This window comes from Stenotrophomonas sp. HMWF023 (genome assembly GCF_003060985.1).
GTDB lineage: Bacteria > Pseudomonadota > Gammaproteobacteria > Xanthomonadales > Xanthomonadaceae > Stenotrophomonas > Stenotrophomonas lactitubi.
The window spans coordinates 38,699-53,128 of record NZ_QAIJ01000101.1 but is presented as its reverse complement, the minus strand read 5'-3'; the positions used below and the strand labels follow the sequence as shown (position 1 = coordinate 53,128).

The 14,430-nt window shown below is 67.5% G+C and carries 12 protein-coding genes; 7 read left to right on the top strand and 5 right to left on the bottom strand.

The window, feature by feature from the left end:
• Window positions 1-359: 359 nt before the first annotated feature.
• The 3 genes from DBR20_RS05390 to DBR20_RS05380 all read right to left on the bottom strand — a co-directional run bounded on the left by DBR20_RS05390 (window position 360) and on the right by DBR20_RS05380 (window position 4,216).
• Window positions 360-2,270 (bottom strand): CocE/NonD family hydrolase, encoded by a 1,911-nt coding sequence (locus DBR20_RS05390; RefSeq protein WP_108265465.1) that lies wholly within the window; start codon window positions 2,268-2,270, stop codon window positions 360-362.
• A gap of 201 nt (window positions 2,271-2,471) precedes the next feature.
• Entirely contained in the window at window positions 2,472-2,858 is a 387-nt protein-coding gene (locus DBR20_RS05385; RefSeq protein ID WP_108265464.1) for a DUF4440 domain-containing protein, read from the bottom strand.
• On the bottom strand, window positions 2,858-4,216 hold the full coding sequence (locus DBR20_RS05380) for an MFS transporter (protein ID WP_108265463.1): 1,359 nt from the start codon (window positions 4,214-4,216) through the stop codon (window positions 2,858-2,860). The genes DBR20_RS05385 and DBR20_RS05380 overlap by 1 nt, the downstream gene beginning before the upstream one ends.
• Before the next feature lie 104 nt (window positions 4,217-4,320).
• On the opposite strand from DBR20_RS05380, the gene DBR20_RS05375 reads away from it, so the two are divergent.
• Window positions 4,321-5,226, top strand: coding sequence for a LysR family transcriptional regulator (locus DBR20_RS05375; protein WP_108265462.1), 906 nt, complete (start codon window positions 4,321-4,323; stop codon window positions 5,224-5,226).
• 102 nt (window positions 5,227-5,328) lie between these two features.
• On the opposite strand, the gene DBR20_RS05370 is transcribed toward DBR20_RS05375, so the two are convergent.
• Window positions 5,329-8,124 (bottom strand): glycoside hydrolase family 3 C-terminal domain-containing protein, encoded by a 2,796-nt coding sequence (locus tag DBR20_RS05370; protein ID WP_108265461.1) that lies wholly within the window; start codon window positions 8,122-8,124, stop codon window positions 5,329-5,331.
• 336 nt (window positions 8,125-8,460) lie between these two features.
• Here DBR20_RS05370 and DBR20_RS05365 point away from each other — a divergent pair, with 336 nt between their 5' ends.
• Window positions 8,461-8,895 (top strand): glyoxalase, encoded by a 435-nt coding sequence (locus tag DBR20_RS05365; RefSeq protein ID WP_100552795.1) that lies wholly within the window; start codon window positions 8,461-8,463, stop codon window positions 8,893-8,895.
• A gap of 124 nt (window positions 8,896-9,019) precedes the next feature.
• Window positions 9,020-9,724, top strand: coding sequence for an AraC family transcriptional regulator (locus DBR20_RS05360; RefSeq protein ID WP_108265473.1), 705 nt, complete (start codon window positions 9,020-9,022; stop codon window positions 9,722-9,724).
• 8 nt (window positions 9,725-9,732) lie between these two features.
• Here the strand turns inward: DBR20_RS05360 and DBR20_RS05355 are convergent, their stop codons facing one another.
• Window positions 9,733-10,611: a sterol desaturase family protein gene (locus DBR20_RS05355; RefSeq protein ID WP_229979476.1), complete on the bottom strand. Its 879-nt coding sequence runs from the start codon at window positions 10,609-10,611 to the stop codon at window positions 9,733-9,735.
• Between the two features lie 107 nt (window positions 10,612-10,718).
• Between DBR20_RS05355 and DBR20_RS05350 the strand changes: the two genes are divergently transcribed.
• From DBR20_RS05350 to imuA, 4 genes are all read left to right on the top strand, one after another.
• Window positions 10,719-11,669, top strand: a complete 951-nt coding sequence (locus tag DBR20_RS05350) for a LysR family transcriptional regulator (RefSeq protein WP_181393022.1) — start codon at window positions 10,719-10,721, stop codon at window positions 11,667-11,669.
• 92 nt (window positions 11,670-11,761) lie between these two features.
• Entirely contained in the window at window positions 11,762-12,412 is a 651-nt protein-coding gene (locus DBR20_RS05345) for a DsbA family protein (RefSeq protein WP_108265459.1), read from the top strand.
• A gap of 36 nt (window positions 12,413-12,448) precedes the next feature.
• Window positions 12,449-13,456 carry a cyclase family protein gene (locus tag DBR20_RS05340; RefSeq protein WP_108265458.1) on the top strand — a complete coding sequence of 336 codons (1,008 nt, stop codon included), beginning with the start codon at window positions 12,449-12,451 and terminating at the stop codon, window positions 13,454-13,456.
• A gap of 353 nt (window positions 13,457-13,809) precedes the next feature.
• On the top strand, window positions 13,810-14,424 hold the full coding sequence (gene imuA, locus DBR20_RS05335) for a translesion DNA synthesis-associated protein ImuA (RefSeq protein ID WP_089235964.1): 615 nt from the start codon (window positions 13,810-13,812) through the stop codon (window positions 14,422-14,424).
• Window positions 14,425-14,430: the final 6 nt, after the last annotated feature.

The window sequence follows — 14,430 nt, the reverse complement described above, 5'->3', positions numbered from 1 at the left end:
ATCGAGGATGCCGGCCATCAGCCGGCACTACCACGCCCGCCGATGGCGCACCCGCCCTTAGAAGGTCGGCTGAAGCCCATCTGCTCTGGTAGGTGTCGACCTTGGTCGACACGCTTTCGCGTCATCGCGGATGTCGGCCAGTGGCCGGCACTACCACCCCCGCCGCTGCCGCACCCGCCCTTCGAAGGTCGGCTGAAGCCATCTGCTCTGGTAGGTGTCGACCTTGGTCGACACGCTTTCGCGTCATCGCGGATGCCGGCCAGCGGCCGGCACTACCACATCCGCCGGGCATGGCCCGGCGCTACCGACATCGCGCGCCCCAGGTAACGCCGGCCATGCCCGGCGTCACCCTCTCCGCCTCAATACACCGGCAGTTCGATGTAGCTGGCCTGCGCGGCGCTGTGCCACACGCGCTGCGTGGCCTTCTGGTAATCACCCGGCTTGGCCAGGTAGATGTTGGGCACGTAGGTCTGCGGGTTGCGGTCGTACAGCGGGAACAGGCTGGACTGCACCTGCACCATCACCCGATGGCCCTTCTGGAAGGTGTGGTTGGCATTGGGCAGGTCGAAGCGGTACGGCAGCACCTGGTTGGCCGCCAGCGCCTTGGGGTCGCTGAAGCTCTCGCGGTAACGGCCACGGAAGATCGCCAGCGACACCGGCAGCTCATAGCCGCCCATCTCCGGCGTCGATGCCTCCTGGTCCGGATAGACGTCGATCAGCTTCACCACCCAGTCGCTGTCGGTGCCACTGGTGGACGCCTGCAGGTTCACCACCGGCGTGCCACCGATGCGCAGCGGTGCGGTCAACGGCTCGGTGATGAAGGTCAGCACATCAGGCCGGCCATCGACGAAGCGCTGGTCCTTGACCAGCCAGGTGGTCCACATGTCACGGTCGCCGAAACGCACCGGGCGCGGTACGAACGGCACCGGCTTGGCCGGGTCGGACACGTATTCCTCGAAGTCGCCCTCGCCCGCCGCCGGCGCCTGGAACGCCAGCTTGCCACCGGCACGCAGGTACAGCGGCTTGCTGTTTGCCGCGCACGCCTTCTCGCAGCTGCGCGGCCAGCCCTGCAGGCGGTCCCAGTGGTTTTCACCGGTGTTGTAGACCAGCACCGGTGGTGTATCGGCCTTCGGCGCGCCGTCCACCAGGTACTGGTCGAAGAACGGCTTGAGTACATCGCGGCGGAACTGCAGCGCGGTATCGCCGTCGAACTTCAGCGCCCCCAGCTGGCTGCCGTCATAGTTCACCTGGCTGTGCCGCCACGGCCCCATCACCAGGTAGTTGTGGGTGTTGCCGGTATCGCGCCCTTCCATCGCCTGGTAGGCATGGTTGGCGCCCCACATGTCTTCTTGGTCCCACAGGCCCTGCAGCCACATGGTCGGCACCTTCAGCGGCGTCTTCGCCATCACCGCGTCCAGCGCCTGGCCCTGCCAGAACGCATCGTATGCAGGGTGCTGCACCAGCTTCTTCCACCAGGTCAGCTGGTCCACGCCGGTGAAACGCGCGTAGTCGCCGGCGGAGCCGATGCGCAGGAAGGTGCTGTAATCGTCGTAGCCCAGCGACGGCAGCGGCGTGCCCTTGCCGCGCTTCTCGGTCTGCATCGCAAAGTAGTTGAAATTGACCTGGCGGAAGGCGCCGTAGTTGAGCCAATCGTCGCCCATCCAGCCATCGATCATCGGGCTCTGTGGTGCCGCCACCTTCAGTGCCGGGTGTGGATCGGTCAGCGCCATCACCACGGTGAAGCCTTCATACGATGAACCGAGCATGCCGACCTTGCCGTTGGTCTCCGGCACATGCTTGACCAACCAATCGATGGTATCCCACGCATCGGTGGAATGATCGACCTTGGTACCGTTCAGCGGCCCGCGCAGCGGCCGGGTCATCACGTAATCGCCCTCGGAACCGAACTTGCCACGGATGTCCTGGAACACGCGGATGTAGCCGCCATCGACGAACACTTCATCGCCCTGCGGCAGCAGATCGCGCATGCGCGGAGAGTCACTGCGGCTGGCGCGGCCGGCGGCGTCGTACGGTGTGCGGGTCAGCAGGATCGGCGCGTTGTGGGCGCCCTTGGGCACCACGATCACCGTATACAGCCTGGTGCCATCGCGCATCGGCACCATCACCACGCGCTTGTCGTAGTCGCGGCCCACATCGGGAGCGACGAAGGGTTTTCCGCTGATGTCCGGGGTCATCGGCGGCGTGTCGGCCGCCAGCACGGTGCTGGACAGGCTCAGGGCTACGGCAACAGCAACGGCACGCACACGCATGGATATCACCTCCCGGCAGGAAAGGCCCCAGCCTACTCCCGTAGCACCCGGCAAAGCGCGTGTCTGCTTTGCATTCTGCGGCGTTTACAGGCAGGACTGATGGCACATGTGCGGTCTGCTGCCGCTGCGCTCGCCGGGCATGGCCCGGCGCTGCCCGTTCACGACCAACCACGGTACGCCGGGTCATGCCCGGCGGATCCATCACGCCACCGTTACCTCATGCAGCGCCAGCCAACGCCAGCGACCGTCTTCCTGCCGCAGCACCGCCAGCGATTCCCGCCATGTGGTTTTTCCCTCGCCTACGGCATGTCCCTCGCGATAGCGCAGCACCGCCAGCGGCGACGGGGCGTCCACCGCCTGCACAGCCTCGATGGCGATCTGCAACCCAGGTCGTGCACCGTGGCCACCCGCGAACAACGCCTGTACGGCACGCCGGTCCAGTCTGCGTCCGGCAATGCCGACCATGCTGAAGTCCACGCAGAAATGCGTCATCAAATCGTCCAGCGCATCGGCCGCGATCTCCGCGCGGAACCAGGCCTGCAGCTTGTCGTGCAGAAAGTGGATTTCGTGTTCGGTAGTCATGTCCATCAAACAGTCTCCGTCGTGGAAAGGAAATGCAGCTGCGACCGGCGCAGCAGCGCCAATGGCAACAGGGTGAGTACAGCCGCCAGACCCAGCGCCACGCCGGTGGCATGCGCCGGCCACCACTGCATGGCCAAGGCCAGCAGCAGGGCGATGGCGGCGGTGCCCAGGCAGAAGCTGAGCTGGCGGTTGAGGTTCCACAGCGCGCTGGCATCGCCCAGCGCCTCGGCGTCCACGCCATGGAACGCCAGCGTCTGCGCGGTGCTGCTGCACAGGCTGCCGCCGGCACCCATCAAGGCGAACAGCATGGCGGCCAGCACGAACGATGGCTGCGGTTGCAGCGCCATCAACAGCAGACCGCTGGCCTGCAGGACCATGCCCAGCCGCAGCACCGTGCCTGGCCCGAAGCGCGCCAGCAATCGCCGGCTGCCGGTGATCGCCAGTGCCGAGGCCAGCGCCCATGGCAGCATCAGTGCGCCGATCTGCGCGGCGCTGTAACCGGCGTGGTTCAACTGCAGGGTACTGGCCAACTGGCTGCCGATGAATACCCCCGGTACTGCCAGATACACCAGCATCGCCATGCGCAGGCCACTGTGTGACAGCAGCGACCAGCGCAGCAGCGGCTGCGGCTGCCGGCGCGCATGGCGCAGATGGACGATGGCCAGCACTGTCGCCAGCAGCAGCAACCCTGCACCGGCGAAGCGATGGCCGGGCTCGCCCAGCCAGGTCAGCGCCAGCAGCAACGCGCCCAGCGCAGACATCGCGGTGGTCAGCGCATAGCCCTGCAGGCGCGGCGCACTGCGCCGACCATCGGCCGGCATCCACGCCTGCACCAGGATGATCGCCAGCACCGCCAGCGGCAGGCTGGCCCACAGCACGCCGCGCCAGGACAACCATTGCACCAGCAGGCCGCCAAGGGCCGGTGCCAGTGCCGGCACCAGCAACGCCACCAGCAGGATGCGCCGGGTCAGCGCACCGCGTTGTTCAGGCGTGCACTGCCGGTACGCCGCCGCCTGCGCCACTGGAATCAGCAGACCACCGGCCAGCCCCTGCAGCAATCGCCAGCCCAGCAACCAGCCCATGGACGGCGCGGCGCCGGCCAGGCCCGCGGCCACCGCGAACAGCAACAAGGCAACCAGCAGCAGGCGACGCTCACCGCAGCGCGCGGCCAACCACGGCGCCAGCGGAATCACCACGCTCAGGCCCAGCATGTAGGCCGTACCCACCCAAGCCAGGGTAGCGATGTCCGCATGCAGCTCGGCCGCCAGCGCCGGATAGGCCACCGTGGCGATGAACATGTTGACCAGGTCCAGGGCGAACACCAGCAGGAAGATCGCCTCATGGCGCAGGCGCGGGGAAGGCATCAGCAGGCTCCAGCAACAAAGGCGCCAGCATGGCGCACCGGCGTTGTTGGAAAAACACGACGACAGCTGCAACACTGTCAAATCTATTTTGACAATAAGCCACCATGGTCAGCCTCGATCGCTTCGATATTTTCCGTGCCGTGGTCGAGGCCGGCAGCCTGACCGCCGCCGCCGAGCGCCTTGGCCTGAGCCGTGCGGTGGTCAGCTTCAACCTGAAGCGGCTGGAGCAGGAACTGGGCGTGACCCTGCTCTTGCGCAGTACCCGCCACCTTGCACTGACCGAGGCTGGCGAACAGTTCCTGCAGCACTGCGTGCAGGCGCTGGATGCCGCACAGGCGGCGATCGATGCCGCACGCCGCGACCAGCATCAGCTGCAGGGTATGCTGCGCCTGACCACCACCCCGGAGTACGCACAGCTGCGGCTGATTCCGGCGCTGGAAGCCTTCCGCACGCAGCATCCAGCGCTGGTGCTGCATCTGTCGACCTCGCCGGCTCCGGCCGACCTGATTCCCGAACGCTTCGATCTGGCGATCCGCCTCGGCCGCCTGCCGGACTCGGGACTGCATGCCAGCGAGCTGGAGCGGCATCCGTTGTGTGCCGTCGCCGCGCCCGCTTTGTTGGCCCGCCTGCCATCCGCCGATGCTGTCGATGACCCCGTACTGCTGGGTACCCTGCCCCGCCTTGGCTATCCGCGCCTGGCCGATGTGCCGGTGGTGGCGCCGGATGGCAGCGATGCCCTGTTCGCCACCAACCCGGGCAACGCGGTGGTACGCGTGGATGGGGCCAGCAGCCTGCGTGCGTTTGCCCTGGCCGGTGCAGGCGTCACCGTGCTGCCACGCTGGCTGATCGAAGACGATCTCGCCCATGACCGCCTGCGGCCCGTTCTGCGCCAACACCGATTCCCGCAGCAGAGCGTGTACGCGGTGTACCCGCACAGCACGCAACCGTCGCCCAAGGTGCGGCAGCTGATCGATTTCCTGCGCGTGTGGTTTGGTGACGACGCCGGCTGAATCCCCCGTCCGCCGGGCATGGCCCGGCGAGCGCAGCGGCACCCCGTAAACAGACACGGCCCCTTGCGGGGCCGTGTCTTCAAGCATCAACAACCCGCCGTATCAGCGCAGCACCTGCTCCACCAGCTGCACGTCCACCGTCTGCAACGGCTCGGCAGCATTGCGCGACAGCTGCACCTGGTAGGTGCCGCCCTCGATCTTCCACTGGCGGGCCTGCGCATCGTAGTGGGCCAGTGTCTTCGGCTCGGCTTCGATACGGATGCGGCGCTGCTCGCCCGGCTGCAGCTCGACCTTGTCGTAGCCGATCAGGCGGATCGGCGTGGTGCTGCCGGCCGGCAGCTTCAGGTACAGCTGGGCGACGTCGGCACCGGCGCGCTTGCCGGTATTGCGGATATCCACGCTGGCGACCAGGCGCGAACCTTCCACGCTCACCTTCAGGTTTTCATAGGCGAACGAGGTGTAGGACAGGCCGTGGCCGAACGCGAAGGTCGGGGTCAGGCCCTTGGCCGCCATCCACTTGTAGCCGACGTTGGCGCCTTCGATATCGAAATCGAACACATCGCCGAACGGCTTGGCCGGCTTGAAGCCGAGGCCATCGATGTGCGGGCGCGGCAGCTGCGATTCGTCCACCACCCAGGTCACCGGCAGGCGGCCGGACGGATTGGCCTGGCCGGTCAGCAGTGCGGCAATGCCTTCACCGCCACGGATGCCCGGGTACCAGGCCTGCAGCACCGCCGGCACCTGCGCCAGCCACGGCGTGCGCACCGGACCGTTGGTCTCCAGCACCAGCACGGTTTTCGGGTTGGCCTTGGCCACCGCCGAAATCAGTGCGTCCTGGTTGTCCGGCAACTGCATGTCGGGCAGGTCCACCGATTCGGCGGCCCACTGGGTCGCGAACACGATGGCCACATCCGCCTGTGCGGCGGCCTTGGCCGCAGCGGCAGCATTGGTGCCGTCCACATAGGTGATGGTGGCATCCGGACGCGCGGCACGCAGCGATTCCAGCGGCGAGGATGGGTGGAAGATCACCGGGCCCGGCCAGGTGGTCGGCAGCACGCCGGGCACCGCGTTGGTGCCCTTGGCAGTGACGCCCACCATCGACGAACCACCGCCACCGATCACGCCCTTGTCGGCATGGCCACCGATGATGACGATGCGCTTGGCATTGTCGGCCAGCGGCAGCAGGCTGCCTTCATTGCGCAGCAGCACGCTGCCTTCTTCCACCGTGCGCTGGGCCACGGCGAAACCGGCTTCGGCGTCGACCTTCTGGTGCTGCGGCGGGTTGTCGAAGTTGCCGTGCAGGAACATCGTGCGCAGGATGCGCGCCACCATGTCGTTCAGGCGTGCCTGCGGCACCACGCCGCCGTGCACCGCCAAGCGCAACGGCTCATCGAAGAACACCGCCGCATCGAACACTTCACCGGCCGACTGCTGGTCCAGGCCGGCCAGCGCCGCCTTCGAACCGCTGTGCACGCCGCCCCAGTCGGACATCACGAAACCGGGGAATTTCCACTCCTGCTTCAGCACCTGGTTCATCAGGTAGCCGTTTTCGCAGCCGTAGGTGCCGTTGATCTTGTTGTACGAGCACATCGCCACGCCCGGACGGCCAGCTTCCAGCGCGATCTCGAACGCCAGCAGGTCCGATTCGTGCATGGCCTGCTCGCCAATGCGCACGTCGTGGAAGTTGCGGCGGGTCTCCATGTCGTTCAGCGCGAAGTGCTTCATCGAGGAGATCACGTGCTGGCTCTGCACGCCCTGGATCACTGCGCCGACCATCGAACCGGCCAGCAGCGGGTCTTCACCGGCGTATTCGAAGTTGCGGCCGTTGCGCGGGTCACGCTGCAGGTTGACGCTGCCGGACAGCAGGATGTTGAAGCGCTGCTGCCAGGCTTCGCGACCCATCGTTGCGCCACCGGCAAAGGCAACACCACGGTTCCAGGTGGACGCCGTGGACGGGCCCGACGGCATCGCCGTGGCGAAATCACCCGGGCGGATACCGCCCGGATTGGTCACGCCCACGCCGGCATCGGCCGACTGCTGCGACGGAATGCCCAAGCGCGCCACGCCCGGTACGAAACCGGCCGAGCCCACCGCACCTTCCGGCAGCTTGCCGCCGTCCTTGCCCAGCCCGAAGTAGCTGTGCAGCATCTGGAACTTCTCGTCCTCGGTCATCGCCTTCAGCAGCAGCGCGGCGCGCGCATCAGCGGTGAGCGTGGTGTCCATCCACGGCTGCTCGCCGCCCTTGTCGGCGGCATAGGCCAGGGTCAGCAGGGTCGCACGCAGCGTGCTGCCTTCCACCTTGAACTGCGCACTGCTGGCAGCCTGGAAACCATCGCTGAAATAGCTGGCATCGGCTTCCAGGGCCACGCGTGCCGGATCGAAGCCGGCGGCCTTGGCCGATTCACCGGCCACCGCGCCGAGCAGCACTGCCGGTGCGCCGAGCCGCGACCGCGACACCAGCGCCGGCAACTGCGCAGCACCGGCGCCAGCATCGGTGTAGACCGCCACCGCATGGCGGCCGTCATCCAGGCGCAGGTAGTTCAGGCCCGGCTGGTCCGGGCCGGATTCGGCGGCGATCGGCAGCCGGGTCAACACGGCCTGGCCCTGCTGGGTCTGGCCATCGTCCTTGCCGGCGGCGATGAAGCGGTACTGGTAGCCCAGGCCATCGGCCAGCAGCTGCAGCGGATCGACCTGGCCGATGCCGCGCTGTACCTGGCGAACGCTGACCGCATCCACCTGCAGGATCTTCAACTGGGCGGCCAGGGCCGGCATCGCGTCCGCTGTCGGCGCCTGTTCCAGGGTCAGCACGGTGAAGGCGGCGGAGTCGGCCCAGGCCGGGGTGGCCAGTGCGGCAGACAGGGCCAGGGACAGGGCGAGCGGCTTTGTAAACGTTTTCATCGGCGGGCGTAATTCCGTTGCCAAGGCAATCGGTCCAGGGAAAGTGCCGCCGGAGGGTGCAGCGTCATGCCGCGTATGCGTTGCCGGGCAACGCCTTGCAGGCCAGAGGACGGGCCGGTCTGCGCGCGGGACCCTCCTCCCGTGCGTGACAACCTGCCTGTCCGGGCCGCGCAGGGCGACCCATCATGTGAAGAGTGTGCGAGGGCGTTCATCGCTGTCAACAGGACCTAAGTCACAGGCGCCACCTGCGCTATGGTTATCAGTCCATCACCGGCGGTCATCAACGGGCTGCACGACGCTGCTGATAATGGATCTCCCCGGCGACGAATCGAGCCCATGACCGTACATCGCGACTTCGACCATCTCTGGCGCGACCGCTGTGACACCTCCAGCCAGCGCAGCCCGCGCGTGCTGATCCGGGTATTCGTCGCTCCCGGCGAGCTGGAACGCAGCGTGGCCTTCTACGAGCAGCTGCAGGGTGTGGTCGCCGATGCCGGCTTTCCGTTTCCCGAGGCGGGCCTGCGCTTGGCGATGGTCGGTGCGTTCCTGCTGATCGAAGGCTGCGACGAGGCGCTGGCGCCCTTCACTTCGACCACGGGCACGTTGCTGGTCGACGACGTTCGCCCGTATCACGACAAGCTGGTGGCCGCTGGCGCCGAGATCATCTTCCCGCTGCAGGTAGTGCCCACCGGTGCGGCGTTCAATGCGGTGCATCCCGACGGCACCGTGGTCGAGTACGTGCACCATCGGCCGGACCCGCAGGGGCGCTGAGGCGGCGCGCCCCACCTCAGTAGATCCACGCCATGCGTGGATGCCTTGCACCCGGAGACATGCGGCACCATGACCGCTATCCACGCATGGCGTGGATCTACTGCTCTACCTGCGCCATCCACGCATGGCGTGGATCTACAATCCCACCATGTCCTCCCCCGCTCTGCCCTGGAATGGCACTCTGCTGCTGGATGCACACGTTGCCGTGCTGCAGGGCCACGCCGGTGACAGCGCTGCGCATGCGCACTACGCCCACCAACTGCTGCTGAGCGAAGGCGCGCCCTGGCAGATCGAGATCGATGGGGTGCGGCAGCAGGGCCGGCGGCTATGGCTGTCCTCCTTCCAGCCACACGCGATCCTGTCGGCTCCCGCTGACGGCTGCACGGTGTTCCTCGAACCGGCGCATGCCGACCTCGAACAGATCCAGCAGCATCTGCAGTCGTTGCCAGGCAATGCCGCGCAGCTGCACGAGTGGCTGCCACGGCTGAGCTGCCCGCAGCCCCTGGACCGTCGCGTGCAGGCGGCGCTGGCCCGCATCACCCAGCACCTGCCCGGCCCGGTGCCGGCCGCCGATATCGCCGAGGCCGCGCATCTGTCGACCAGCCAGCTGCATCGGCGCTTCCAGTCCGACCTGTCCGTGACCCTGCGCGGCTGGGTGCTGTGGCAACGGCTGCGCAGCGCGCTGGCGCATCATCTGCGCGGGCACAGCCTGACCGACAGCGCACATGCTGCCGGTTTCTCCGACCTTCCCCACCTCTCGCGCAGTCTGCGCCGCATGTTCGGCATCAGCGCCGCACAACTGCAGGGCCTGCAGCTGCACGCGGCCTGACGCCCCGATCAACCGCGCCTGCGCAGACCCTCCGGCAGCTCCGGCACATCGCCATGCGGCAGCTCGCGGAACGGCGCCAGCAGTTGTGCGGAATACGCCTGTGGATAGCCCGGCTGGCTGCCAATGCCCAGATCACGCTGCCCCAGCCGATAGCCCGGCGCATCGAACGCCGTCCCCAGCAGGTGGTCCCACACGGTCAGGAACAAGCCGAAATTGACGTCGCCCGCAGTGCCATAGCGGATGTGGTGGAAGCGATGCAGCGGCGCCCATGCCATCACCCTGCCCAGCACACCGGGGCGCATGTCCACGTTGGAATGCTGCAGCAGCAACTGGATCGCAATGGCAAACGCCAGCACCGCGGCCACCGGCATCGGCATTCCCAGCAGCAACAGCGGCAATACACCGCCCACTGCTTCGGCGGCCTGGTGCAGCGGGTGTTTCATCAATCCATTGAAACCGTACATGCGGGTCACGCTGTGATGCACCGCATGCAGCCGCCACAACCAGCCGATGCGATGGCTGGCGTAGTGGACCAGGGTGATGCCAAGGTCAGCCGCGATGATCGCCACCAGCACCTGCAGCGCGAATGGCCACTGCATCGGCCAGATGTGCCAGGGCACGATCGCCGCCAGCAGCGGCACCGTGGCGATCGACAGCAGGTTCAGGCTTTCATTGACCAGCGCATGCAGCGTGTCACGCACACGGTCGCCCTGGTCGTGGTTGAACGCCGGGTCGTAGGGCCACATCCGCTCGGCAGCAAACGAGACCGCGATGGCGACAGCCAGCAGGGCAAGCAGCCACACCGGGTCACCGTGATGGTGACCGACCCAGCCGATGGCGGCAGCAACAAAACCCAGCAGGAACAACGGGGCATACAGGCGGAGCATCCAGTGCTTCATGGGCAACCCGGGAAGTGAGGGGCCTGCATGTTGGCGGGGCGTACAGACGGTCGGCTTGAACAAACGGCGCAACACCTCGCCTCGTCCATCCACGCATGGCGTGGTTCTACAATGGCGGCCTCATCGCGGCCGGGACCGGCATGGACTCCTTCACCTTGATGCGTGCCTTCCGCCGCATCGTCGAACGCGGCAGCCTGGCCCGCGCCGCCGAAGACCTGGGCCTGTCGCCAGCAGGGCTGAGCAAGCAGCTGCGTACGCTGGAAACGCACCTGGGCGTAGTGCTGCTGCAGCGGACCACCCGCCGCATGAGCCTGACCGAAACCGGCCATGCCTATTATCGCGAATGCTGCCGCCTGCTCGATGAGCTGGACGCCCTGGAACGCGGCATCGCCCAGCAGCGCGGTGAAGTGAGCGGACGCCTGCGCGTCAATGCACCACAGTCGTTCGCGCTGAGCACGCTGTCGCCGCTGCTGCCACGTTTCCTGCAGCAGCATCCGCAGCTTGCGCTCGACCTGGTGATGGAAGACCGGCTGCTCGATGCGGTCGGCGAAGGCTTCGATGTATCCCTGCGCATCCGCGCCGAGCTGGAAGATTCGCGGCTGGTCGCACGCCGCCTGGCGTCGCTGCAGCAGGTGCTGTGCGCGGCGCCGTCCTACCTGCAGCACCATCCGGCACCGCAGATGGTGGTGGAACTGCAGGCGCACAGCGTGCTCGGCTACAGCCTGTCCGATTCACCCGGCAGCTGGCCGCTGCTCGGTCCCGATGGCCAGGTCACGGTGACCCTGCCGACACGGGTCACCGCCAACAACAGCCTGCTGCTGCGTGACCTGCTGGTCGCCGGCGTCGGTATCGGTGCGCTGCCCTCGTTCCTGGCCGCACCGGCGCTGGCCAGCGGCGAGCTGCAGCAGGTGCTGCCCGACCATCGCTATCCGCCGCGGTTCGTCTACGCGGTCTACCCCACCGCGCGCCACCTGCAACCGAAGGTACGCGCCTTCATCGATTTCCTGCACGCCGAGCTGCCCGCCTGCGCCGGGCTGGATTCGTAACCGCCAGCGAAAACTGAGCTGCCCGCCGCGTGCTGTTTCGGCCCGGCGGCGCTGCCTACTCTGCCGCCTCCCCTCTCACGGACGGCAGGCCGATGATCGCCTCTCCTTCACTGACCACCACTGCACCGGTGGTCGATTTCTTCCATGACGTGGTCTGCGGCTGGTGCTTCGTGCTCGCCCCGCGCCTGCAGCAGGTCTCGGCCGAACTCGGCATCCAGGTCCGCCACCGCAGCTTCGTGCTGCAGGACTCGCGCGAACAGATGATCGAGGTGTTCGGCTCGATGCCGCGCGCCAAGGCCATCATCCTGCGCCACTGGGCCGACTGCGCCGCGCATGAAGACACCGCACGCATCGATATCGACGGCATGCGTGCACAGGACTTCGAGTATCCCTCCGGCTGGCTCGGCGCGCTGGCCTGCCAGGCCGCCGGCATGCTCGGCGGCAACGACGCGCACGGCGCGATGTTCGATGCCGTGCAGTGGGCACACCTGCACCAGCATCGCAACATCGGCGATGCCGAAGTGCTGCTCGATATCGCCGAACACCTGGGTCATCGGCGTGGTGTCTTCGCCGACCGGATGCGCAGCGACGAGGTGCGCCAGCGCGTGCAGGCCGACCGCGCTGAAGCTGCCGCGCTCGGCATCCGCTCCATTCCCACCGTCATCACCGGCAACGGTCTGCGCCTGCAGACCCTGCCGCTGCCGCAACTGCGCCAGGCCCTGGCGCCGCTGGTCGCGGCCTGAGCCGCACCGTTCCCCCACCCTGCAAGGAGATTTCCCATGACCCCACGTACCCTGGGCACCGCCCTGGCCCTGCTGCTGGCCGGCGCCGCCGTCAGCATTCCCGTATCCGCACACGAACGCGTTCCTTCCGGCCAGCAGGTCGGCACCAGCCCCTGGGGGCCGAAGGACGAGATCGGCCGCCTCAACCTGATCACCGAGGCCTCGCGCGCGGCGATCCTGTCGCGGGTCAGCGGCGGCAAAGCCTACGATCTGGCCACCGAGTATTACGTCGGCATGCCCAGCTGGCAGGATGCCGGCGACCCGCACTACCAGTTCTGGATGACCCACACCCCGCGCGGCACGGTGATGGATGACCCGATGAGCGTGGGCGAGGCGATGAACCTCACCCGCAGCTACACCGGCACCGCGTTCTCGATGTACAGCCACACCGGTACCCACATCGATGCGCTGAACCACTTCGGCATCCATGGAAAGATCTGGAATGGCTTCGAGGCCGACAAGCACCTCGGTGACCGCGGCTGGAACGTCACCGGTATCGAGAAATTCCCGCCGCTGATCGCCCGTGGCGTGCTGATCGACGTAGCCGGTGCCAAGGGCATGGACATGCTGCCAGACAGCTACCGCGTCACCCGCCAGGACCTGAAGGATGCGCTGGCGCGCCAGCACGTGCAGTTGCAGCAGGGCGACATCGTGCTGATCCGCACCGGTCGCATGCGCCTGTTCGAACAGCCCAGGGCCTACATGGCCAACCCGCCGGGTATGGGCCTGGATGCGGCGCGTTTCCTGGTCGAGGACAGCGGCGCGATGATCGTCGGCGCCGACAACCTCAGCTTCGAGACCTTCCCCTCCGAAGTGTCCGACGACTACGTGCCGCTGCACACCTACCTGCTGGCGCAGCAGGGCGCGCCGATCATCGAACTGGTGGCGCTGGATGAACTGGCCCGTGACAAGGTCTACGAGTTCGCCTTCATCGGTGGCCCGCTGAAGATCCGCGGTGGCGACGCCGCCCCGCTGCGCCCGGTGGCCCTGCCGGTCCGCCCGTGACCCGATAGCACCGGGCCAGGGTGAAGGCCACTCCGGCAAACCACGGTGGGTGCCGACCTTGGTCGGCACCGTCTTCCCCATCCACGCATGGCGTGGATCTACTGCGGAGGCCGGCTTTTCTGCATCCAGGCCACCCATTCCCCAGTAGATCCACGCCATGCGTGGATGCCTTACCTCCTTCAGCAAGCTGAAACCCCACCCTCCGATTTCATTAGTAATATTACTCACAAGCCGAGTAGCATGTCCGGTCTCAGCCCCTGATACCGGCCTGTCGATACTCGCTCCATGCCTGCCGTTTCCGCCAATTCCTGCCGCTTCCCGCCAGCCCGGCACCTCCCTCGGAGGACCGGCTGATGGGCGCCGTCGTCGCCCTCGACCGCCTGCTGGACGGCCGCCAGGTCTGGCGCGGGCCGGCACGCCAGGGCCAGGCCAGCGACCATCTGGCCAGTGGCCACCCGGCGCTGGACGCGCGCCTGCCCGGCGGTGGCTGGCCGGCCAGCGGGCTGTGCGAAGTGCTGCAGGCCGCACCCGGGGTCGGCGAACTGGCCCTGGTCTGGCCGGCGCTGGCGAAACTGAGCCAGCGCGAACGGCCGATCGTGCTGGTCGCCCCGCCCTACCGCCCGCATGCCCCCGCATGGGCCGCCGCCGGGCTCGACCTGGCCCAGCTGCAGATCATCCACGCCGCACCCAAGCAGGCCCTGTGGGCGACCGAGCAGTGCCTGCGCTCTGCTGCCTGCGCCGCCGTGCTGTGCTGGCCGCAGCAGGCCGACGATCGCGCCCTGCGCCGCCTGCAGGTTGCCGCCGACAGCGGCCAGTGCCTGGGTTTCGTGTTCCGCGAGGCCCGCGCCGCCCGCAACCCCTCCCCGGCCAGCCTGCGCCTGCAGCTCGACCACGGCCAGGTGCGGGTGTTGAAGTGCCGCGGCGGGCTGCCACCGGCGCAGCCGTTGCCGCTGGCCATCGCCCACTGAGGCCGC

Coding starts and splice junctions, on each gene's coding strand:
- DBR20_RS05385 (WP_108265464.1), bottom strand. CDS start 2,858: ATGGACATGACTACCGAACACGAAATCCACTTTCTGCACGACAAGCTG.
- DBR20_RS05350 (WP_181393022.1), top strand. CDS start 10,719: ATGGCGTGGTTCTACAATGGCGGCCTCATCGCGGCCGGGACCGGCATG.
- DBR20_RS05360 (WP_108265473.1), top strand. CDS start 9,020: ATGGCGTGGATCTACAATCCCACCATGTCCTCCCCCGCTCTGCCCTGG.
- DBR20_RS05340 (WP_108265458.1), top strand. CDS start 12,449: ATGACCCCACGTACCCTGGGCACCGCCCTGGCCCTGCTGCTGGCCGGC.
- DBR20_RS05375 (WP_108265462.1), top strand. CDS start 4,321: ATGGTCAGCCTCGATCGCTTCGATATTTTCCGTGCCGTGGTCGAGGCC.
- DBR20_RS05380 (WP_108265463.1), bottom strand. CDS start 4,216: ATGCCTTCCCCGCGCCTGCGCCATGAGGCGATCTTCCTGCTGGTGTTC.
- DBR20_RS05390 (WP_108265465.1), bottom strand. CDS start 2,270: ATGCGTGTGCGTGCCGTTGCTGTTGCCGTAGCCCTGAGCCTGTCCAGC.
- DBR20_RS05355 (WP_229979476.1), bottom strand. CDS start 10,611: ATGCTCCGCCTGTATGCCCCGTTGTTCCTGCTGGGTTTTGTTGCTGCC.
- DBR20_RS05365 (WP_100552795.1), top strand. CDS start 8,461: ATGACCGTACATCGCGACTTCGACCATCTCTGGCGCGACCGCTGTGAC.
- DBR20_RS05370 (WP_108265461.1), bottom strand. CDS start 8,124: ATGAAAACGTTTACAAAGCCGCTCGCCCTGTCCCTGGCCCTGTCTGCC.
- DBR20_RS05345 (WP_108265459.1), top strand. CDS start 11,762: ATGATCGCCTCTCCTTCACTGACCACCACTGCACCGGTGGTCGATTTC.
- imuA (WP_089235964.1), top strand. CDS start 13,810: ATGGGCGCCGTCGTCGCCCTCGACCGCCTGCTGGACGGCCGCCAGGTC.